Here is a 21,252-nt window from a genome sequence, read left to right on the forward strand (position 1 = left end):
TTTGTCTCGCAACGCGCCTCAGCCCACGAGCTTGAGCGCCGGGCGCCGCGGCTTGGTGCGCACCGGCTTGTAATTGGCCATCACGCCTTCGATCACGTCGATCGCCTTGCCCGTGCCGTCCTCGGCCTGCAGCAATTCGGCGATCTCGCCGGCATTGCGCCGATAGGTCTCGTTGGTGCTGAGGTCCTGCAGCGCGGCCGCCAATATCTCGGCGGTCAGCTTGCGCAACCGCACCGGCTTGGGCCCGCAGCCCATCTCATACACGCGCCGCCCCCAATAAGGCTGGTCGATCGCCTGTGGCACCACAAAGGTCGGCCGCCCCAGATGCAGCCCCGCCGAGGTTGTGCCCGCCCCACCGTGATGCACCACCCCGCTGACATAGCGGAACAGCTTGTCATGCGGCGCCTTTTCGAAGGCAAAGATGCTGTCGGGCAAATCGGACGGATCGATCCCGCCCCAGCCGCGCGCCACCACCGCCCGGCCGCCCCACAGCCGCACGGCCTCTTTCAAAATCTGCGTATTGCGCTCCGCCCCGAAGGGCATGGAGCCAAAGCCGATATAAACCGGCGCATCCCCGGCAGCCAGGAACCGCTGGAACTCGGGGGAGGGGTGCCAGTCATCATGCGTCTTGAGCTGCCAATAGCCCGTCACCAGCGCGGTCTTGGGCCAGTCGCGCGGCCGCGGCGATACAGCTTCCGAATAGGCATAAAGCGTCGTCAGCGGCGTGCCCTCGGTATTGGTGAACAGCCCGCCCATCAGCCGCGCATCTAGCCCCATCAGCTCGCGCCGCAGCTTGTTGCGCGGCAGGTTCCAATAGGCCTGCTGCACGGTCGCCGCCGTATAGGACAGCTTGTTGAGCGCCGGCCCCAGATCATTGCCCACATAATACATGCAGAGCGGAAACTCGCTGGTCGAGTTGAGCGGCTGCAGCGCCGTCATGATCGCGGGAATCTTGAGCGCTTCGGCAATGTCGATGCCAAAGCTGGTATTCATGTTAATGATGATCGCGTCGCACCCCTGGCACATATTCCAGGCGTGGCGCGCCGCCGTATCCACGATCTGCTGGCCCTGGCGCAACAGCGCGGGCGCATTGATCAGCATGGATTGGCTCATCGCGTTCTCGAACCGCGATTGCTGCAAAAATGCCTGGATGGAGGGTCCGAGGGAATGGAATTCGACGCCCCGGCTTTCGATCAGGTCCTTGAACTCTTCGGAAGCCCCAAGCACCGTCTCGTAACCGCGCTCCTGCAGGGCGATTGCGAGGGCCAGGTAAGGTTGAACGTCGCCTTGCGTTCCAATCGTCACCAAGGCTATGCGCTTCAAGATTGGACCTCGTCATCCGCTGCATGTGGTGCGGAAATCGGCCTGCGGCAGACCATTTACAATACCCGGGTCAGCATTTATGAACAACGAACCTTTAGCCGGTTTTCATAACTACGTCGCATCTTAAGGGCAAGAGTCATGCCGTTCCCCACATGATTGCATTGGTTGGAGCCTTGCTCGCCGGCAGTCCCGTGGCAGCCGCCACGGTCGGGGCAGCGGCGAACGCCCGCTAGCTCTTCCCGCTGGGCCACGCTGTTGGCCGGGAAGAGCCGAACAAATCTGCGATCCCTTCGAGAACGCTTAACCCTGTTCAAACCATAATTCCGCGACAATAAGCCAGTCTGTTGCAGACTGCGCGGCCCCAGCGCGTTGTCGCTAGCAAGGTCCCACCCCGGACCGCCCGAGGATTCCATGAGCGAAGATTTCCACCGCATCCGCCGTCTCCCGCCCTATGTTTTTGCCCATATCGACCCGATCAAGGCCAAGGCGCGCGCCGATGGCGTCGACATCATCGATCTGGGCATGGGCAATCCCGATATGCCCACCCCCGAGCACATCGTGAACAAGCTCCAGGAAGTGGTGAAGGACCCGCGCACCCATCGCTATTCTACCTCCCGTGGCATTCCGGGGCTGCGCAAGGCGCAGGCGAGCTATTATGGCCGCCGTTTTGGCGTCAAGCTCAACCCCGATACCCAAGTAGTCGCCACCCTTGGCTCCAAGGAAGGCTTTGCCAATATGGCTTCGGCCATCACCGCCCCGGGCGATGTGGTGCTGGTGCCCAATCCCACCTATCCCATCCATTCCTTTGGCTTCATCATGGCCGGCGGCGTCGTGCGCTCCATGCCCGCCGATCCCAATGAAGATTTCATGCGCTCGCTCGATCGCGCCGTGCGCCACTCCATCCCCAAGCCCATCGCGCTGGTCTTGAACTATCCCGCCAACCCGACCGCCTATACGGCCTCGCTCGATTTCTATGCCGAAGTGGTCAAGTACTGCCGCGCCAACGACATCTTCATCCTGTCCGATCTCGCCTATTCGGAGATCTATTTCGACGAGAAGGACCCGCCGCCTTCCGTGCTGCAGATCCCGGGAGCCATCGACATCTCGGTCGAGTTCACCTCCATGAGCAAGACCTATTCCATGCCCGGCTGGCGCGTCGGTTTCGCCGTCGGCAATGAGCGCCTGATTGCCGCCCTTGCGCGCGTCAAATCCTATCTCGATTATGGCGCCTTCACCCCCATCCAGGTCGCCGCCACTGCCGCCCTCAATGGCTCCGATGAAGTGATCGAGGAAGTGCGCAAGATCTACAAGGCGCGCCGCGACGTCATGGTGGAAAGCTTTGCCCGCGCCGGCTGGGACATCCCGGTCCCCAAGGCCACCATGTTCGCCTGGGCCCCCATTCCCGCCCAGTACGCCCATATGGGCTCGCTGGAATTCGCCAAGATGCTGATCCAGGAGACCGGCGTCGCCGTCGCCCCTGGCGTCGGCTTTGGCGAATATGGCGATCAGTATATCCGCCTGGCATTCGTCGAAAACGAACAACGCATCCGCCAGGCCGCCCGCAACATCAAAAAGCTCCTCGGCACCAAAACCGGCACCGGCAACGTCGTCCCCCTGACCGCCTGATTTTGGGCAGGGCAGGGGTTAATCCACTTCCCGCCCCACCTAACCCACTGCGCCAATCTCTCGGCTCCTGCCTCCCCTCCCCCTTGAGGGGAGGGGCCAGGGGAGGGGGTCGCCGCATGACCCACTAATGGACCCCCACCCTCAATCCCTCCCCTCAAGGGGGAGGGAAGCCCAAGAGCCAACACTCTTCTGCCCAACCGCAACTAACCCACCGTCACGAACGACTCACGCGGTGAGGATGCCCTGCGTCCAACCGCAACGCTGAGCTAGTGACACTCAATCTGTGTTAAGCATCTCTAGCTTCCACCCACCAGCCCCTCCGTTCCCCTCCCCCTTGAGGGGAGGGGTCAGGGGTGGGGGTTCAGGCGCTTGGGCTACCCTCGAGCTGCAAACAGCGCACCATAAAGAACCCTCCGCCACACAACCTCATCAGCCTGCCTCCCCTCCCCCTTGAGGGGAGGGGCCAGGGGAGGGGGTCGCCGGGTGACCCACTGAGGGACCCCCACCCTCAATCCCTCCCCTCAAGGGGGAGGGAAGCACAAGAACCTGGCAGCGCACTAAGCCAAGCTACCGATCCCGAGCTGAGGCTGACTGGCCGATCCATACCTATCCAACCACCAGCCTGTCCGTTCCCCTCCCCTTAAGGGGAGGGGTCAGGGGTGGGGGTGCAGGCGGATCGACAAGAGTGGAGGCCCGGGGATCAACCGGTGCTTCCATCTCAGGCCTCTGGTCGGCGGAGGGGCCGTACCCCCAACGCCAAAAGACACAAAAAGGCGGGTCCGAAAACCCGCCTTCTTCAATCTTCCCTCGCGTAAAACCTTAGTTCAACCGCGAACCCACATCGGCAATTGCCCGGTCGACCACCTGGCCGCCGCGATTGTTCATCTCGTCGGTGAGCACCACGCGCGCAGCCTCAATGGCAACATCGGCGGAGCGGGCGCGCACTTCGGCAATGGCCTGGGCCTCTGCCTGAGCGATCTTGTCTTCCACCGTCTTGGTGCGGCGGGCGACAAGTTCAGCCAGCGAGGCCTGGGCTTCATTGGTCAGGCGCACGGCGTCTTCCCGAGCGGTGGCGATGATGCTCTCCGCTTCGCTTTCGGCCGCAACACGCTTTTGCTCATATTCCACCAACAATGCGGCGGCTTCTTCGCGCAACCGCTTGGCTGCTTCCAGCTCATCGGCGATCTGCCGGATCCGGCCGTCGAGTAGTTTGGCAATGGTTTTGGGAATGCCGAAATAGGCAGCCACGGCAAAAAACAGAACCAGCGCGACGGTGGCCCAGAAGCTGTTATCCATCCATTCCATGCTGCTTACTCCTTGCCAACTTTGGCGACTGCAGCGCGAACGCTTTCAGGCGAAACTTCGCCCACGAGCTGGGCGACGATGGTCTGCGCCGTTTCGGCGGCGATATCGTCGACCTGGGTGAGGGCGGCTGCCTTGGTCTGGGCGATGCGGGCTTCCGCCGAAGTCATGCGACCGGCAAGGTCCGCTTCCACGGCCTGGCGCTTGGCGGCCAGTTCGGTCTGGATGGATTCGCGCGTTTCGGTGGCAATGCCCTGCGCCTTGCTCTTGGCGGCGGCAAGTGCCGCCTCATAGGCAGCGATGGCGGCATCGGTTTTCTGGCGGCTCGCATCGGCGGCAGCCAGGTCGGCATCCAGCCGTGCCTTGCGCTCGTCGATGATCGAACCGAGGCGGGGCAGGGCCAGCTTGCTCATCAGCAGGTAGAGCGCAGCGAAGGTGATCGCCAGCCACAACAGCTGTGAGGGGAATGTTGCGGGGTCGAAGGGCGGGAACACGCCGGTGTCATGGGCATCGGCGCCCACTTCGGTGCCGTGGTGTTCGGCAGCGGGGTCATGCCCCGTGGCGCCTTCCACAGGCTCCCCATGGGGGACATCAATAACCGTGTCGAGGTTTTGCTCGCTCGGTGTTTCCGCCTCTTGGGCGAAGGCTTGCGTGGCCATCGGCTTGGTTCCGTTCGATCCGGAGAAACCGGCGGTCGGCCGGTCGAGAAAAGGCAGCCGGGTCTAGAGCCCCGGCTGCATCAGCGTCGTGCTGCCTTGGATTAGGCGACGAACAGCAGGATCAGGGCGACCAGGAACGAGAAGATGCCCAGTGCTTCGGTCACGGCGAAACCGAAGATCAGGTTACCGACCTGCGAAGGAGCAGCGGACGGATTGCGCAGTGCGCCCGTCAGGAAGTTCGAGAAGATGGATGACACGCCAAGGGCAGCGCCGGCCATACCGAGGGTTGCAATACCAGCGCCGATGAACTTTGCGGCTTCAGCGTCCATTTGGGTAGTCCTTTCGAGGGGTCAAAGAAGTTGGCGGGTTCGCCGGGGAAAAACTCAACGCCTAGTGTGAAGGGTGAACCGCGTCGTTGAGATACATCGAAGTCAACACTGCAAACACATAGGCCTGCACTGCTGCCACGAGGAATTCGAGTGCTGTCAGGGCAACGCCCATGAAGAGCGGCAGGATGGCGCCCATCCAGCCAAGGAACCCGGCAGCACCCAGCGTCACCACAAAGCCGGTGAACACTTTAAGCGTGATGTGTCCAGCCAGGATATTGCCGAACAAACGAACCGACAGGCTGATCGGACGCGACAGGAACGACACGATTTCGATCGGCACGACGATGAAAAGGATCGGGGTCGGGATGCCGGCGGGGGCGAACAGCTTGAAGAACTTGAGGCCATGGCGCATCACGCCATAGATGAACACCACGCTGATCACCAGCATGGCGAGCGCGAAGGTCACGATGATGTGGCTGGTAAAGGTGAAGGCATAGGGGATCATGCCGAACAGGTTGCCCACCAGAACGAAGGCAAACAGCGAGAACACGAAGGGGAAGAAGCGCATGCCTTCGGTGCCGGCCGAACTCTTGAGCATATTGGCTATGAACTCATAGCCCATTTCCGCCACCAGCTGCAGCCGGCCGGGAATGATGCTGCGCCGGCTCGTTGCCAGCAGCAAAAAGCCCGTGATCACCACCACTGCCAGCACCATATAAAGCGAGGAGTTGGTGAAGGCGATATTCAGCCCCGAGCCGGGGGTGCCATCGCCACCAATCGTGGCAATGGGAAAAATGTCTTCGATGACAAACTGGTGGATCGGATCAGTACCGGCCAATGGAGAGCCCCTTGCGCGTCATCATCTAATCGATCCGCTCTTCCTCATCCGGCTCGGGCCCCATATCGGAGCCCGGCGGAGGCGGTGAAGCGGCGTTCATTTCCGTCACCACGCGGATGACATTGAATACTCCGGCAGCAAAGCCCACCAACAGCAGGATCAGCATGCCCCAGGGGCTTGAACCCAATCCCAAGTCGATCAGGTAGCCAAGACCTGTACCAACCATGATGGCGGCGACGAATTCGGTGCCGATGCGCATGCCGCGCGCCAGTCCGCTCATCTGCCTGGAATGGTCCTGCGAGGCTCTGTTGTCCTCGCGCTCCCGTTCCCGCCTGGCCTGGGCAATGCGCAATGCCAGATCGCGCGTTACCCCTGCAGCACTGGGCCGACCTTCGGTATCTTGCGGCTCTTGCATCCGCCTCTTCCCCTTGGCCGGCTTGAACCTGCACTTGGCAGGGCGCCCTTTTCTAAGTGGCCGCAACATAGTGGCGCCCCCTACGGGTGTCAAGAACACTGCAATTGGCGCAAATGCTTGTTAATAATAGCCTTTCCGGTTTTACCTAGGGGTGCGGCATGCTGTCCTGTCCCCGGTGTGGCAAAGTTAAGGCGAGCAGGGCAGATTCTGTGCCCCACCCGGGCCTCCCATTCGGCGCCATTCCTGCCTGTGGACTGGCCGGCGCAATCGCGATAGCGCTCGTCGGTGAACTCCTATTGACCTCTAGGTCATTTCCTATGCAGATGCGCGCCCATGAGCGATATCAAGTCTTTCCGCCAGTCTGTTGAATCTTTCATTGCCGCACGCGGCTGGACCCCGACCCGGTTCGGGCGCACCGTGGCGGGCGATCCGCTGTTTGTGTTCGACCTGCGCGAAGGGCGCGAGCCGCGCAGCGAAACCCGCGCCCGCATTTTGCGCGCGATGCAGGAGTTCGGGGAAGGGGAAACCGCCCCGCCGCTGCGCATCGGCGTTGCGGGCCTCGGCAATGTCGGTGCGACCCTCGTGCGCATCCTGCAGCGCGACGGTGCCGAACTCACGCGCAAGCTCAACCGCCAGATCGTCGTCACGGCCGTTGCCGCCCGTTCCCGCTCGCGCGACCGCGGCATTGATATTTCGGGCCTTGAATGGTTCGACGATCCCGTGGCCCTGGCCAAATCCGACGGCATCGATCTCTTCGTCGAGCTGATCGGCGGCGAAGACGGCCCGGCCTTTGCTGCGGTGAAAGCCGCGCTCGAGATCGGCCGCCCCGTCGTCACTGCCAACAAGGCGCTCCTCGCCAAGCACGGCGTTGCCCTCGCGCGCCTTGCCGAAGAATCCTCGGCCCAGCTCGGCTTCGAAGCCGCGGTTGCCGGCGGCATTCCCGTCATCAAGACCCTGCGTGAAGGCCTGGGCTCGGCCCGCATCGCCAAGGTCTTTGGCATCATGAACGGCACCTGCAACTATATCCTCACCCGCATGGGCAATGAGGCCATTTCCTTTGCCGATTGCCTCAAGGACGCGCAGGCCCTGGGCTATGCCGAAGCCGATCCGACCTTTGACGTCGAGGGCTTTGACACCGCCCACAAGCTCTCCATCCTCGCCACCCTCTGCTTTGGCTACGAGATCGCCCCCGACAAGATCCATGTGGAAGGCATCTCGCGCATCACCCAGCACGACATCAAGGTCGCCGCCGAGCTGGGCTACAAGATCAAGCTCCTCGGCATCGCCCAGCGCACCGAAGACGGCATCGAGCAGCGCGTTCACCCCACTTTCGTGCCCAAAGGCTCGGCCATTGCCGGCGTCGACGGGGTGATGAACGCCATCGCGCTCGAAACCGATCACGTCCACGAACTGCTCCTCGCCGGCCCCGGCGCCGGCGGCCCGCCCACCGCCGCTTCGGTGCTGTCTGATATTCTCGACATCGCCCGCGGCACCCGCGTGCCCCCGCTCGGCGTGCCCTCCGAAGAGTTGATGCCCTATAAACAGGCGCCCATGCGGGCCCATGAAGGCGGCTATTATATCCGCCTCAGCGCCAAGGACGTGCCCGGGGCCCTCGCCGCCATTGCCACCCGCATGGGTGAGCGCTCGATTTCCATCGATTCCGTCATTCAACGGTCCGATCTTGGCGTTAAGGCTGTGGCCGAAGACGGTACGCCTGTCCGCACTGTGGTGATGATCACACAGCGGACTTTGGAATCGGATGTGCGTGAATCGCTTGCGCAGATCGCCGCTGACGGGTTCATAGTGGGTGAACCGCAGTTGATCCGGATCGAAATGCTCTGACACTCCCACCGGGATAAGAACAGGGCCCGGGGGGAGCCAGCATGAAACTAAGCAAGGTCGAGGCCGAGAGCCCGGCCAATCTTCACCGCAGCCTGACGCTGGAGCTCGTTCGCGTCACCGAACGGGGCGCCATCGCCGCGGCCCAGTGGCGCGGCAAGGGCAACGAACAAGCGGCCGATGAGGCCGCCGTCGGGGGCATGTGCGACGAGCTTGCCACCGTTGCCATCGATGGCCGTATCGTCATCGGCGAAGGCGAAGAGCATGAATGCGAACGCCTGTTCATCGGCGAACGCGTCGGCACCGGTGCGGGTCCCCAGGTCGATATCGCCGTCGATCCGCTCGAAGGCGTCACCCTGTGCGCCAAGAACCAGCCCGATTCTATCGTCGTGCTGGCCATGGCCGAACGCGGGGGGCTGCTCAACGTCGCCCGCGATGTTTACATGCACAAGATCGCCATCGGCTCGGACTATCCGCCCGGCACCGTCCATATTGATTGGACCGCGACCCAAAATGTTACCGCCCTGGCCAAGGCCAAGGGTGTGCCGCTGAGCGAAATCACCGCCATCGTGCTTGATCGGCCCCGCCATTCCGCCCTGATCGAGGAGCTGCGCACTGCCGGCGTCGCGGTCAAGCTCATCAGCGATGGCGACATCGCCGGGGTCATCCACGCCGTCAATGCCGGCCAGACCGGCGTCGATATCTATCTCGGCTCCGGTGGCGCGCCCGAAGGCGTGCTCGCGGCTGCCGCACTGCGCTGCATTGGCGGGCAGATGCAGGGCAAGCTCATTCTCGATACCCCCGCCAAGCGCGAGCGCGCCCACCGCATGGGCATCACCAATCCAGCGCGGATCTATGAGGCAGGCGAACTCGCCGCCGGCGATGTGCTGTTTGCCGCCACCGGCGTTACCGACGGCACCTTGCTCGATGGCATCCGCCTCAGCCGCAATGCGGTGGAAACCTCCACCATCGTCATGCGCTCCTGGTCCCAGACCGTCCGCTGGATCCGCGCCCGCCACGCCCGTTGAACCAAACTTTCCGGGCTACCCGGAAAGTCTGCTCTTTGCTCCCGCCTCGGGCGGGCGTACGGGCCGCTTTGCCGCGCCGGCCGCTCGCCCCTCGAAATTGCCTCCAATATAGCTTAACTCTGCGCCATGCTGGAGCTTCCCCGCCACTTTCTCGACGTTTCCCGTTCCCTGTCCGGCCGCGCCTGGGTCGATCGCCTCGATCCCAACACCACGCGCATCGCCACGGCCATCAGCCAGCGCACCGGGATTTCTGAGATCCTCGCGCGCATCATCGCCGCCCGCGGCGTGGGTCTCGATGGCGCCGAAAGGCATCTCGAGCCCACCGTGCGCGAGCTGATGCCCGACCCGTCGACCCTCACCGATATGGACGCCGTGGCCGAGCGCATCGTCGCGGCAATCGAGGCGGGCGAGCCCATCGCCCTCTTCGGCGATTACGACGTGGATGGCGCCTGCTCCTGCGCCCTCATGGCCCGGTTCCTCCACCATTTCGGCGCCGCTCCGGACGTTCACATTCCCGACCGCATCTTTGAAGGCTATGGCCCCAATATTGCCGCCATGGACAAGCTCATCGATGGCGGCGCGCGCCTCATCATCACCCTCGATTGCGGCACCACCAGCGATGCCCCCATCGCCCATGCCCGCAATCGCGGCGTCGATGTTCTGGTGATCGACCACCATCTCTCCGACCACGATTTGCCGCCCGCTACCGCCCTGGTGAACCCCAACCGGCCCGACGACATTTCGGGTCTTGGCTATCTCTGCGCCGCCGGCGTCACCTTCATGGTGCTGGTTGGCGTCAACCGCCTCTTGCGCACGCGCGGCCATTCCGGTCTGCCCGATCTGATGCGCCTCCTTGATCTTGTCGCTCTCGCCACTGTTTGCGACGTGGTCCCCTTGGTGGGCCTCAACCGCGCCTTTGTGGTGCGTGGGCTCCAGATCGCCCGGCGCGGCGACAATCTGGGCATTGCCGCCCTCGCGCTCGCCGCCCGGGTCAACGGTCCGCTCAATCCCTATCACCTCGGCTTTCTGATCGGCCCGCGTATCAATGCGGGCGGGCGCATCGGCAATGCCGCCCTGGGCACCGAACTCCTCACCCTCACCGACGAGCACCACGCCCTCGCCATCGCCGCCCGGCTCGATGAGCTTAACAATGAACGCCAGCGCATCGAGATCGAAGCGGTGGAAGAAGCCACGCGCGTCGCCGAACTCGAAATCGGCAATGGCGAAGGCCCGCCGGTGCTAGTGCTGGCTTCCGCCGCCTGGCACCCCGGTATTGTCGGCCTTGTGGCGGCCCGCCTGCGCGAACGGTTTGAGCGCCCTGCCTTTGCCATTGCGCTCCAGCCCGATGGCTCGGGCACCGGCTCGGGCCGCTCCATGCCGGGCGTCGATCTGGGGCGTGCCGTGATCGAAGCGGTGGAAACCGGCCTCATACCCAAGGGCGGCGGCCATGCCATGGCGGCCGGCGTCACCATCCGCCCCGGCCAACTCGGCCCCTTCCGCTCCTTCCTTTTTGAAGCGCTGGGGTCCGCTGTGGGCACCGCCCGCCGCGCCACGAGCCTGCCGGTGGATGCCGCGCTCACCAGCCGCGGCGCCGCGCTTGAACTTGTGCATGAAGTCGAGCGGGCAGGGCCCTTCGGCGCCGGCAATCCTTCCCCCCTCTTTGCCTTTCCAGCCCATCGCGCCAAGTTCGCCCAGGTTGTCGGCAAGGGCGGCCATGTCAGCTTTTCGCTGACCTCGGGTGATGGCGCGCGGCTCAAGGCCATTGCCTTTCGTGCTGCGGGCACCCCGATCGGCGATGCCCTGCTGGCCAATTCCGACCGGCCGCTGCATTTCGCCGGCGGGCTTTCGATCGACCATTATCAGGGCCGCGAACAGGTGCAGTTTCGCCTCACCGATCTAGCCGTGCCTGCCCCGTGAGGTGAACTGAGGCTTGCATCTGCTTGTGGGCTGCGTAAATTAAGCGCATGGGCCTCTTTGTCGCACTGCCGACAGCGCGCCAGGGAGGGGGTTCTATCTCGGGGCAGTCGCTCTGCAGCGCTGCCAGGTAGCTGGGCAAGCGTTTATGCGTAAAACTGCAGTCACGAATACCGCCGCCGGCAGCAAACCTCTGACGGCGATACTGTCCTGGGCCGTCGAGCAAATCGGCTCCCGCGTCGTCAACGCGCCCCGGCATGGCGGCGTCACGATCATCTTCCCCAATGGCCGCACACGAACCTTGGGCAATCCCGCTACCGGCCTACATGCCGTGTTGCGCCTCAACAATTTCCGGGTTCTGAGCGAATCCATGCAGCGGGGCACGGTTGGCTTTGCCGCCGCCTATATGAATGGCGACATCGAAGTCGACGACCTTACCGCCTTGTTCCGCTTCTTTCTGCAGAACCGCGATATCATTCAGCGGGCCAATCCCGGCATCTTCCGCAAGGCGGCCGGCGATCTGCATTATCATCTCTCGCGCCGCAACACGCTCGATGGCTCCAAGCAGAATATCGCCGAGCACTATGACCTCGGCAATGATTTCTACGGGCAGTGGCTCGACCCCTCCATGACCTATTCTTCGGCGGTCTTTACCTCCGGGGACCAAAGTCTCGAGGAAGCCCAGCTCGCCAAATATCACCGCGTCGCCGACATGGCCGGCATCACCCCCGGCTCGAGCGTCCTGGAAATCGGCTGTGGCTGGGGCGGCTTTGCCGAAACCGTCGCGCGCGACTATGGCGCCAATCTGCGCGGCATCACTCTTTCCGCCGAACAACTGCGCTTCGGCCAGGAGCGCCTGCGCCGCCAGGGCCTCGATGACCGCGCCAAGCTTCATTTCGAGGATTATCGCAACACCACCGGCGAGTTCGACCATATCGGCTCGATCGAAATGATCGAAGCGGTGGGGCAGGAACACTGGCCGAGCTACTTCCAGACGGTCCATGACCGGCTCAAGCCCGGCGGCACCGCCGCCATTCAGGCCATCACCATCGATGAGGCCGATTTTGCCGGCTATAGCAGCGGGCCCGATTTCATCCAGCGCTATATCTTCCCCGGCGGCATGCTGCTGACCAAGACGGCGATGCGCGAATGCGGCGAGCAGCATGGCCTCGTGCTCGAACAGGTCGAAACCTTCCGCCTCTCCTATGCTCGCACCCTCCGGCTCTGGCGTGAGCGCTTCCTTGAGCGTTGGCCCATGATCGCGCCGCTCGGCTATGACGAGCACTTCCGCCGCAAATGGATCTATTACCTCAGCTACTGCGAAGCGGGCTTCACCGAAGGCTGCATCGATGTTGGAATCTACCAGTACCGCCGTCCGGCCTGAGCTCTAATCCTTGGGCTTGGGCAGCCGGCCCATCACCCAGAAGAACACCGGGTAGGGCATCATCCGCAGCAGTTTCATCGGCCACACCAGGCGCCGGGGAAACGCGATCTCGAACCGATCCGAGCCCAACAGGCCATCAACGATCCGCCGCGCCCCATCCTCGGTTTCCATCAGGAACGGCATCGGGAAATCATTGCGCGCCGTCAGCTCGGATTTCACGAATCCCGGAGCGATCATCCGCACCTTGATCCCGCTGCCAGCCAGTTCCGTGCGCATCGTCTGCAGCAACGCGATCATCGCCGCCTTGGTCGAGGAATAAGCCGCCGAACGCGGCAAGCCGAAATAACCCGCTACCGAAGCGATCCCGGCAATCTGCCCGCCGCCTTGCCGGCGCATCTGCGCGATAATCGGATCGAGGAACCGCACGAATCCCAGGAAATTGGCGTCCACCACCGCGCTGAAGGGTTCAATGGCATAATCGCTGACCTTGCGCTCCTGCCAGGCCGCCGCCCCGAACACAAACAGATCGATTCGCCCCAGCCGCGCGATTACCTCCGCCACTGCCGCATCCACCGCCTCGGTGTCGGTCACATCCAGGGGAAAGGCATGAATGCGCTTGCCATCCGCGACCTCGGCCAGCTTTTCGACCCGCCGCCCCGAAACCGCAACCGTCCAGCCCCGGTCCGCCAGCATCCGCGCCACCGCCGCCCCGATCCCCGAACCGCCCCCAATGATCCAGGCAACTTTTTCGGTCATGCCAAACTGCTCCCCAAACTGTCCCCACTGCCGCTGCAAATCCTCCCCGCCCCCTTAAGGGGAGGGGCCGGGGGAGGGGGTCGTTCAGTCACCACGATTGTCTCCGCCCAGAATCACCGCCCCATCATCACCCAACCCGAACCGTCCGGGCATAACTTCGGCGCCAAAAAGCCCCGATGAACAAATCGACAGCCGCCGTTCATCAACCCGGCGCAAAAGTGGCAAAAGGGTGCAAACACGCAAAAAGCCGATCCGTCAGTTCCCTGACGCGATCAGCACAAGCGGCAATAAATTGGAAGCAAGACCCTGGTACGCCCAAGGGGAATCGAACCCCTGTTCCCGCCGTGAGAGGGCGGTGTCCTGACCGCTAGACGATGGGCGCGGAGGAGGTCTTAGTGCTAGCTTATCCCCGCAACAGCAGCAAGGAAAATGGTACGCCCTAGGGGAATCGAACCCCTCTCTCCACCGTGAAAGGGTGGCGTCCTGACCGATAGACGAAGGGCGCCTAAGCGCTGGTGGTCGTATAGTCGGACCCTTTTGGATGTGCAACACCTTTGCGCGCTTTCCATCAACTTTTTCAACAGCCTGAGAAAGTCACCGGCCGCCGATAGCCCTTGGGCCGCTCACGCACATCCACATGAATAAAGGGTTTACCAGGATAGCACCCGAGCCCGCCAACCGCCGGCGTGCGCATGGCAAAAGCGATCAGCTCGCGCTTGTCTACCCCGGGGATATAGAAGTCAGCCGCCATGCATTTGGTGTGAAAAGAATTGTCCGCGCCGCCCGCCGCCTTGTTGTGCCGGCCATCGCGATAGCCCGAGCTCATGATCACCTTGCGCCCGAAATGCCCCTCGAACTCCCAGATCAGGAAACGTAGTTGCGGGCTGATGCAAAAGGCATTCACCTCCCGGCTGGCAACATAAGTGCCCCAGTCCGAGCGCTTGCCGGAATAGGCTTGCCCACTGCCACTGGCGAACATCGCCATTGGCGCGCAGCCAGCTAGGACCAGAACACAAATGAGGAGGGCGGCGATCGTTTTCATGGCGTCCACTCAGGTCGGCCAGTTGCGCACAAGCAACACAGCAACTGATGGTTTGCGAAGCCACTAAAATACGATCGAGATTGCTAACCCGCGCCTAAGCATCAGGGTTAACGAAGCTGTCTACCGGCCCTTGGCCGGCAGACAAAAATCGGGATTCGCTAGCTTACCACTTGCCGGTATTTGGCATGGAAGCCCAGGGCTCCTGCGGGGGCAGGGTGCCGTTCTGGATCAGCTCAACCGAGATCCCATCGGGCGAACGCACAAAGGCCATATGCCCGTCGCGCGGCGGCCGATTGATCACGACACCCATGTCCGACAGGTGCTGGCACAAGCCATAGATGTCATCGACGAGATAGGCGAGGTGCCCGAAATTGCGCCCGCCGGTATATTCTTCGGGATCCCAGTTATAGGTGAGTTCAACTTCCCCACCTTGGTCGCCCGGAGCGCGCAGGAAGATCAGGGTATAGCGGCCCTTCTCGTTTTCGCTGCGCTTGACCTCTTCTAGGCCTAGCCCCTCGCAATAAAATCGCAGGCTCGCTTCCACATCGGTCACGCGGACCATGGTGTGCAGATATTTCATCGGGGTAATTCCTCTGCAGTTCGGGCAACTCGCCTAACAAGTGAAGACGTGAGCCGCAACTGCCACACCTAAACTATTTCGAAACACCTTCTTAACTTTTGCCACTGAATCGGACACAGTGCTAAGGCTAGTGGAGTACCTCGCGGCGCGAGGCGAGTACGAAAAGGCGGCATCTATGGGGGCCAAACTGAGCGGCGAGGGCGACGAGCCTACGACCCTGTCTACCGGGGCGGTGACCGATCGCCCGCAAGCGACTGACGGCAGCATGGATACCATCGAGGTTTCCGGTGCCATCAAGTGGTTTGACGCTGGCAAGGGTTTTGGCTTTATCGTGCCCGATAATGGCATGGCCGACGTGCTGCTGCATGTCACCTGTCTACGGCGCGACGGCTACCAAACCGCCTATGAAGGCGCCCGCATCGTGGTAGAGGCCCTTAACCGCCCCGGCGGGCTACAGGCTTTTCGTATTATTTCCATGGACGAATCCACCGCGCGGCATCCTTCGCAGATGGCGGCGCCGCGCACCCATGTGGTGGTGGAGCCAACTTCGGGCATGGTCCGGCTCGAGGTGAAATGGTTCAACCGCATTCGCGGCTTTGGCTTTCTGTCCGCGGGCGAGGGCACGCCTGACGTGTTCGTCCATATGGAAACCTTGCGCCGCTTCGGCATCACCGAGTTGCGGCCCGGCCAGTTCGTGCTGGTTCGCTATGGCGATGGCCCCAAGGGCCTTATGGTTGCCGAGATTCGGCCCGATGGATGGGGCGACGCACCGTCTTCGCACTAGGATCACCATCCATGCTTACCGCCTTCACCGCGCCTCCCGCTGCCGCCCAAGTGGTGCGCCGTTCCGGTCTGCTCGTGGCTGCTCTCTTCGCGGTCGCGCCGCTGGCGGCCTGCAGCGATGAGGGCCAACTGGTTCTCCACACCTCGACCGGCGATCACGCCTTCAAAGTCGAAGTCGTCGATACGCCCGAAAGCCGCGCCAAGGGCCTGATGTACCGCCAGGAACTGGCTGATGACGAAGGCATGCTCTTTGACTTCGTGGATGAGCGGGAGGTGTCATTCTGGATGCGGAACACCTTTATTCCGCTCGACATGATTTTCATCGATGGCAAGGGCGTCGTCAAAACCGTGCATGTGAATGCCCGCCCGCACGACCCCACTTCGATCCCCTCGCAGGTTCCAGTGCGTTATGTGCTGGAGATCCCCGGCGGGCGCTCCCAGGAGATTGGCCTCAAGCCGGGTGATACCGTCGAGCATGACCTCATCGAGGCGGCGCCACAGCCCTGATCCTAGAGCCGCTTGAACACCATGCAATCAAGCACGGCCCACAGGTGCAGGCTGGCGCCCGCGACCACGAAGACGTGCCACAAGGCGTTCTGAAATCTCAGCGTTTCCCACAAGTGGAAGATAATTCCGAGCGAATATACGACGCCGCCCGCCAGGATCAGCCACAGTGTTGAGGCGGGCAGGGCGGTGGCCAGCGCCTGGAACACCAGGATGCCGCTCCAGCCGATTGCCAGGTACAGCAGAATGGCAAGGCGCCCGAAGCGGTGCGGCACCAGCAGCTTGAGGGCCACGCCAATCAGCGAGGCGGCCCATACGAAGGTGGTCATCACCATGCCCGTGGTCGTGCCGCCCAGCACCGCGAGGAAAGGCGTATAGGTGCCGGCGATGAACAGGAAAATGGCGGCCTGGTCGAGCCGCGCCAGATGCATCTTGATCGGCGAAACCGGCCATAGATTATACGCCAGCGACACGCCAAGCACGCAGATCAGCGTTGCCACATACAGCACAAGCGCCGGAAACGCCTCCGGCGCAGTGTGCGTCAGGGCAAATACCAGAAGGAACGATCCGGCAACAAGCGCCCCCACCAGCCCGAACACATGCACCAGACCATCGGCCACCAGTTCGGCCGGGGTATAAGGACGCTGCTCGCGGCTCCACCAGGAATAGGACGGGGACTGCTGAACGGGGTGCTGCACTACGGGCTCCTGCGGCGAGCCTGTTGCTGCCGGGTTGCCAACGCACTGATAAGCCACAGAGTTGCAGCGCGTGCGCCTGTGCCGCAGGCCAGAAGGCCACGAGCGGCCTTGGCGCTCCGTCCCACCGGCCCGCAATCGCTTGACCCGACCGGCCGTTCCATGTTCGACCAGCCGGGGAGGAATAGCATGTTCGACCTGACGCTGCCGACATTGTTGACCCGCATTGCGGTGCTGGTCCCAATCCTCGCCATCTACGGATTTGCCCTTACGGGTGCCGCGCGTTTGCTGGGCGATCAAGGCCCCGCCCAAGACGGCCGCCTCACCCTCAACCCTGCTGCTCATCTCGATCTGATCGGCGCTGTCGCCTTCTTGGTGTCGGGCCTGGGCTGGATGACGCCACTGCACCTGACGCCGACACGTCTGCGCCCCCCCGTTCTCGGCCCGGTTGCGGCCGTGCTCGCCCCAAGCTTGGCCATGCTGGCCCTGGCTTGGCTGGCCCAGCGGCTCATCCCACTCGCGATCAACATGGATTCGCTAGCCTGGGGCGCCATCGTCACCAGTGGTCTGCAAACGCTTTCAGGCAGCGCCGTGCTGTTTGCGCTGATCAACCTCGTGCCCGTGCCGCCGCTGGCGGCTGGCGCATTGCTCGGCCGGACATCGGAAATTGCCGGCTGGCTGGAGCGGCGGCGACTGCTGGTCAGCCTTGCCCTTCTTGTGGTGTTCGCGACCGGCAAAATCCAGCTCTGGCTGGCCCCAATCGTGGCCGCGGTTTTGGCGCTGATCGACTGAGTTTGGGCTAATCGAGGTACTTGACGGTCAAGTCATTGAGCCGCCCGTCGTCACGGATGCGCGCCAAGGCAGCAACGATGGCGCGCTTGAGGGTTAGGTCCCCTTTCCAGAGGCCAAACACCAAAGCGTCATCCCCGAGCGGCGGCGGCAGATCGGTCATGACCAAGCCAGTCTCGCGAGCCAGCGCGTGGGCATAAAGCGCGTCGGCAATGCCGGCATCGGCCGAACCGTCTGCAATTGCGGTCGCGAGATCATCGGGCGAGCGCACCAGCTGGGGGGTAACGCCTTGCCCTCGCAAGAACCGCGACAGCCCCAATCGGTCGGCACCCGGCACATTGGCCAGCACCGCCACTGTCGTCCCGGGCTGCAGTCCGCCCGCTGCCCGGGACAGAACCACCCAACCCGTCTCGCCAAATGGTGGCGTTACATCCAGAAAGGCGCGGGTGGCTGCTGTGTCTAGCGTGCCACCACCCACCACCGAGCATTGCGCCCGGCTGATCCGCCACAGGCTCAGATCAAAATCCTCACCCATGGCGGGCACTGTGACCGGCCGGAACCGGACGCCAATTTCCTCGGCAATCATCTGCAGCAGTTCAACTTCGAGCCCCGGTTCGGCCTCGTCAGCGGTCACGAGCGGCGGCCGCGTCACGGGCAGGCAGGCGCTCAACAGACCCTGGCGCCGCACCTCCGAAAGCGAGGTATCGGGCGGGAGCAAATACACCGCCAACAACAGAGCCATACCCCCGATTAACCAGGCATATTGCGACACAGTATCGAGGAGGCGGCGCAACATGGCTCAGTTCTTGCGGAAGTCGAACAGCGCCCAGCCGAAAAAGACCACGCACATGCCCACCAGCACCAGCGGCCCCAGGGCCGGATCGAACTGGGCGAAGCCGATGAAGTTTTTTCTTAGCGCATCAACGGCATAGGTCATCGGATTCGCGTGGATAAGGAACACCAGCCATTCCGGATAGATGATCGCCGCCTGCGCCCGCGACAGCGCTGGATCGAGCGGAAACACCGAGCTCGAGAGAAAATACAGCGGCAGGATCACGGCGTTCGAAAACACCCCGAAGCCCTCAAAACTGCGCACCCGATGCGCAATTACGATCCCCAGCGACGTCAGGCCAAAGGACAGGAGGAACATCAACAGCAGGCCCATGGCGATATCGGCTGGCGCGATGGGCACATCGACGAAAAACGCCAGGATCAGCACGAGGCAGCCATGAAACATCGCCACCGTCGCGCCGCCCAGCACCTTGCCGAGCAGCACCAGCGCGCGTGGCATGGGCGATACCAGCACTTCGCGCAAGAAGCCGAACTCGCGGTCCCAGATCAGCGACACCGCCGATTGCACCGAAGTGTACATGATGTTGAGGGCGATAACGGCCGGGAAGATAAACTGCAGATAGGTGAATGGGATCACAAAGCGGACCGCGCCATAAACCTCGCCGCGGAAATAAGGGTTAAGCCCGATCCCTAGTACCAGAACCCAGAGCAGCGGCCGGCTAACCCCACCGATTAATTGCCCCTTGTCCCGCGCGGCCCGCTTGATCTCGCGCAGCCAAATGGCAAACACCCCGCTGGCCAAAGCCCGCGGCCCCAGCGGTGTGGTTTGGGGAAAGTCATCTACCAGGCTCATCGGCGTCCCTCCCGCTTGGGCGTGACGGGTTCCGGGCGCTCCAGTTGCCGACCGGTAATGGCGAGAAACACGGAAGCAAGGCTCGAGCGATCAAAGGACAGGTCGGTGAGCCGATCGCCGAATTCGCCCAGGAACTCCCGCGTGAACTGCGATTGTGGGATGCGAACCAGCAACCCCTCCGGGATAGGCGTCACCAGCTCAGGATAGCGCGACTGGATTGCCTGCGCTGCCGCGGCATCCACCGGGCGCAGCCGCATATATTCCTGCCCGTAGCGCGATTTCAGCGCATGCGGCGTGTCCAGCGCCACCACCTTGCCCTGGTCGATAATGCAAACCCGGTCACAGTTCTCCACCTCCTCGACATAATGGGTGGTGATGATGAGGGTCAGGTCACGTTCGGCACGCAGCTTGGCGATATAGTCCCACATGGCGTCGCGTGAACGAGCGTCGAGCCCCACCGTCGGTTCATCCATCACGAGGATCCGCGCGTCATGCACAAGGGCGCGGGCAATTTCGAGCCGCCGCTTCATGCCGGCCGAAAGCGTCTGCACCAATGCGTTGGCGCGATCCGCAAGCTCGACCGCCGCCAGCACTTCCTGGATTCTGTCCCGCCTCAAAGCCTTGGGCACGCCATAGACCATGCCGTGGAACTCGAGGTTTTCACGAACCGTCAGGCGTCCATCCAGGCTGGAGGTCTGGAACACTACGCCGAGATTGCGCCGCACCCGTAATGGGTCGCGCATCACATCGGCCCCGCCGACCTTGGCCGTGCCACTGTCGGGCGCCAGCAGGGTGCAGAGGATATGCAACAAGGTGGTCTTGCCGGCGCCGTTGGGGCCGAGCAGGGCAAAGACCTCGCCGCGGTTGATCGTCAGGCCTACCCCATCGAGCGCCAGATGACGGCCATAGCGCTTGCTGAGGTCGTGCAGTTCGACTGCAGGAGTCATGGATTGGAGGGTGCCGCACCGGGCATGTCGATTTGCGTCAGCAACTCATCGACGACGCCATCCGCGACCAGCGCCGCAATCGCCTGGTCGATATTGTTGCGCAAGAAGGTGTCCCGGCTAAGCATGACGCCACCAATGGGCACCGGCGGCAGGTTGAGCGGGCTGGGAGAGGCGATGATGTCGAGCGCGGCGATATCAGGGCGGCTCTTGCCCAAGGCATAAAACGAGGGTGCCCAAACCAGGGCGGCGGCGACAGTGTCGCTCAGCACGGCGTCGAGCGCCTGGGTGTCGGTCGCCATCGGAAAACGCCGCCAGCGCTCCCCGGCCGGGCGGGAATTGTTGAACTGCACGAGGCGGAAATCTGCCGCAGAGCCGATCGTGGCCCCAAGCGCCTGGCCCGGGGCGATGTCGCCGAGGGTCGCGGGGGCGGGGGACTTGGCCACAAACACATAGCCGGTTTCGTAATAAGCCCGGGTGACTGTCACCCATTCGGGATAACCGCCGGCAAACAGTTTGAACCCGAAATACACGGCGCAATCGGCCAGCAGGTGCCGATACACATCCTCGAACTCGGCGCGCTCATTGGTGTCGGTCACCACATGCATGCGCGGCTCGAGCAAGAGGCTATCGGCAATGGCAAGGCCAATCGCCTTGTCGAACTCCCACCCGGGATCACGCGGATCAACACAAAAGCGGAAGGAATACTCGTCGCTGGCCCGGCCGAACTTTTCTTGGTCGGGCAGGCTGGGGCGATCCTGCGCCAGTCCCGGGGCGCAAAGGGCAGCCGCACAGAGCAGGCACGAAGCAAGAACCCGCCCGTGGCGGCGAAGGCGGGATAGCAAAACCATCAGGCT

The 21,252-nt window shown here is 63.0% G+C and carries 22 protein-coding genes and 2 tRNA genes; 8 read left to right on the forward strand and 16 right to left on the reverse strand.

The annotated features are described in order from the left end of the window. Positions 1-18: 18 nt before the first annotated feature. Positions 19-1,323 carry a glycosyltransferase gene (locus ELX51_RS05315; protein ID WP_164854767.1) on the reverse strand — a complete coding sequence of 435 codons (1,305 nt, stop codon included), beginning with the start codon at positions 1,321-1,323 and terminating at the stop codon, positions 19-21. A 411-nt stretch (positions 1,324-1,734) separates the two neighbouring features. On the opposite strand from ELX51_RS05315, the gene ELX51_RS05320 reads away from it, so the two are divergent. After that, entirely contained in the window at positions 1,735-2,949 is a 1,215-nt protein-coding gene (locus ELX51_RS05320; protein WP_127752549.1) for an LL-diaminopimelate aminotransferase, read from the forward strand. 819 nt (positions 2,950-3,768) lie between these two features. Here ELX51_RS05320 and ELX51_RS05325 read toward each other — a convergent pair. The 5 genes from ELX51_RS05325 to ELX51_RS05345 form a co-directional block, all read right to left on the reverse strand. Further along, positions 3,769-4,254, reverse strand: a complete 486-nt coding sequence (locus ELX51_RS05325) for an ATP F0F1 synthase subunit B (protein WP_127752550.1) — start codon at positions 4,252-4,254, stop codon at positions 3,769-3,771. Between the two features lie 5 nt (positions 4,255-4,259). Continuing rightward, a complete protein-coding gene (locus tag ELX51_RS05330) occupies positions 4,260-4,910 on the reverse strand; it encodes an ATP F0F1 synthase subunit B (protein WP_127752551.1) in 651 nt (216 codons plus the stop codon). Positions 4,911-5,011: 101 nt separating this feature from the next. Beyond that, positions 5,012-5,239 carry a F0F1 ATP synthase subunit C gene (locus ELX51_RS05335; RefSeq protein WP_127752552.1) on the reverse strand — a complete coding sequence of 76 codons (228 nt, stop codon included), beginning with the start codon at positions 5,237-5,239 and terminating at the stop codon, positions 5,012-5,014. Positions 5,240-5,300: 61 nt separating this feature from the next. Then, positions 5,301-6,077, reverse strand: coding sequence for a F0F1 ATP synthase subunit A (locus ELX51_RS05340; protein ID WP_127752553.1), 777 nt, complete (start codon positions 6,075-6,077; stop codon positions 5,301-5,303). A 25-nt stretch (positions 6,078-6,102) separates the two neighbouring features. Continuing rightward, positions 6,103-6,492 carry an AtpZ/AtpI family protein gene (locus ELX51_RS05345; RefSeq protein WP_127752554.1) on the reverse strand — a complete coding sequence of 130 codons (390 nt, stop codon included), beginning with the start codon at positions 6,490-6,492 and terminating at the stop codon, positions 6,103-6,105. Positions 6,493-6,993: 501 nt separating this feature from the next. On the opposite strand from ELX51_RS05345, the gene ELX51_RS05350 reads away from it, so the two are divergent. The 4 genes from ELX51_RS05350 to ELX51_RS05365 all read left to right on the forward strand — a co-directional run bounded on the left by ELX51_RS05350 (position 6,994) and on the right by ELX51_RS05365 (position 12,657). Further along, positions 6,994-8,334, forward strand: a complete 1,341-nt coding sequence (locus ELX51_RS05350; protein ID WP_248305319.1) for a homoserine dehydrogenase — start codon at positions 6,994-6,996, stop codon at positions 8,332-8,334. Between the two features lie 41 nt (positions 8,335-8,375). Further along, complete coding sequence (gene glpX, locus ELX51_RS05355; protein WP_127752556.1) at positions 8,376-9,359, forward strand: class II fructose-bisphosphatase; 984 nt, start codon at positions 8,376-8,378, stop codon at positions 9,357-9,359. A 126-nt stretch (positions 9,360-9,485) separates the two neighbouring features. After that, entirely contained in the window at positions 9,486-11,276 is a 1,791-nt protein-coding gene (gene recJ, locus ELX51_RS05360) for a single-stranded-DNA-specific exonuclease RecJ (RefSeq protein WP_127752557.1), read from the forward strand. Between the two features lie 145 nt (positions 11,277-11,421). Then, a complete protein-coding gene (locus tag ELX51_RS05365) occupies positions 11,422-12,657 on the forward strand; it encodes a cyclopropane-fatty-acyl-phospholipid synthase family protein (RefSeq protein ID WP_127752558.1) in 1,236 nt (411 codons plus the stop codon). A gap of 3 nt (positions 12,658-12,660) precedes the next feature. On the opposite strand, the gene ELX51_RS05370 is transcribed toward ELX51_RS05365, so the two are convergent. The 5 genes from ELX51_RS05370 to ELX51_RS05390 all read right to left on the reverse strand — a co-directional run bounded on the left by ELX51_RS05370 (position 12,661) and on the right by ELX51_RS05390 (position 15,035). Beyond that, positions 12,661-13,413: an SDR family NAD(P)-dependent oxidoreductase gene (locus ELX51_RS05370; RefSeq protein WP_127752559.1), complete on the reverse strand. Its 753-nt coding sequence runs from the start codon at positions 13,411-13,413 to the stop codon at positions 12,661-12,663. A gap of 307 nt (positions 13,414-13,720) precedes the next feature. After that, a tRNA-Glu gene (locus ELX51_RS05375) sits at positions 13,721-13,795 on the reverse strand. Between the two features lie 48 nt (positions 13,796-13,843). Further along, a tRNA-Glu gene (locus tag ELX51_RS05380) sits at positions 13,844-13,918 on the reverse strand. Positions 13,919-13,990: 72 nt separating this feature from the next. Beyond that, positions 13,991-14,455: a D-Ala-D-Ala carboxypeptidase family metallohydrolase gene (locus tag ELX51_RS05385; protein WP_127752560.1), complete on the reverse strand. Its 465-nt coding sequence runs from the start codon at positions 14,453-14,455 to the stop codon at positions 13,991-13,993. Positions 14,456-14,618: 163 nt separating this feature from the next. Continuing rightward, complete coding sequence (locus ELX51_RS05390) at positions 14,619-15,035, reverse strand: VOC family protein (RefSeq protein ID WP_127752561.1); 417 nt, start codon at positions 15,033-15,035, stop codon at positions 14,619-14,621. A gap of 265 nt (positions 15,036-15,300) precedes the next feature. On the opposite strand from ELX51_RS05390, the gene ELX51_RS05395 reads away from it, so the two are divergent. Both ELX51_RS05395 and ELX51_RS05400 read left to right on the forward strand, forming a co-directional pair. Next, a complete protein-coding gene (locus ELX51_RS05395) occupies positions 15,301-15,819 on the forward strand; it encodes a cold-shock protein (protein WP_248305320.1) in 519 nt (172 codons plus the stop codon). An 11-nt stretch (positions 15,820-15,830) separates the two neighbouring features. Further along, positions 15,831-16,325 (forward strand): DUF192 domain-containing protein, encoded by a 495-nt coding sequence (locus ELX51_RS05400; protein WP_210258526.1) that lies wholly within the window; start codon positions 15,831-15,833, stop codon positions 16,323-16,325. A 2-nt stretch (positions 16,326-16,327) separates the two neighbouring features. On the opposite strand, the gene ELX51_RS05405 is transcribed toward ELX51_RS05400, so the two are convergent. Beyond that, positions 16,328-17,020 (reverse strand): hemolysin III family protein, encoded by a 693-nt coding sequence (locus tag ELX51_RS05405; RefSeq protein WP_248305252.1) that lies wholly within the window; start codon positions 17,018-17,020, stop codon positions 16,328-16,330. Positions 17,021-17,206: 186 nt separating this feature from the next. Here ELX51_RS05405 and ELX51_RS05410 point away from each other — a divergent pair, with 186 nt between their 5' ends. After that, positions 17,207-17,809, forward strand: coding sequence for a hypothetical protein (locus ELX51_RS05410; protein ID WP_248305253.1), 603 nt, complete (start codon positions 17,207-17,209; stop codon positions 17,807-17,809). 7 nt (positions 17,810-17,816) lie between these two features. On the opposite strand, the gene ELX51_RS05415 is transcribed toward ELX51_RS05410, so the two are convergent. Genes ELX51_RS05415 through ELX51_RS05430 form a run of 4 tightly spaced genes read right to left on the reverse strand, consistent with a single transcriptional unit; the run spans position 17,817 to position 21,246 of the window. Then, positions 17,817-18,602, reverse strand: coding sequence for a transporter substrate-binding domain-containing protein (locus ELX51_RS05415; RefSeq protein ID WP_127752565.1), 786 nt, complete (start codon positions 18,600-18,602; stop codon positions 17,817-17,819). Between the two features lie 3 nt (positions 18,603-18,605). Beyond that, positions 18,606-19,451 (reverse strand): ABC transporter permease, encoded by an 846-nt coding sequence (locus ELX51_RS05420; RefSeq protein WP_127752566.1) that lies wholly within the window; start codon positions 19,449-19,451, stop codon positions 18,606-18,608. Continuing rightward, positions 19,448-20,398 (reverse strand): ABC transporter ATP-binding protein, encoded by a 951-nt coding sequence (locus ELX51_RS05425; RefSeq protein WP_127752567.1) that lies wholly within the window; start codon positions 20,396-20,398, stop codon positions 19,448-19,450. The genes ELX51_RS05420 and ELX51_RS05425 overlap by 4 nt, the downstream gene beginning before the upstream one ends. Further along, a complete protein-coding gene (locus ELX51_RS05430) occupies positions 20,395-21,246 on the reverse strand; it encodes a transporter substrate-binding domain-containing protein (RefSeq protein ID WP_127752568.1) in 852 nt (283 codons plus the stop codon). Before ELX51_RS05430 ends, ELX51_RS05425 begins: the two co-directional genes overlap by 4 nt. Positions 21,247-21,252 lie beyond the last annotated feature (6 nt).

This window comes from Devosia sp. 1566, from assembly GCF_004005995.1.
In the GTDB taxonomy this organism is placed as follows: Bacteria; Pseudomonadota; Alphaproteobacteria; order Rhizobiales; family Devosiaceae; genus Devosia.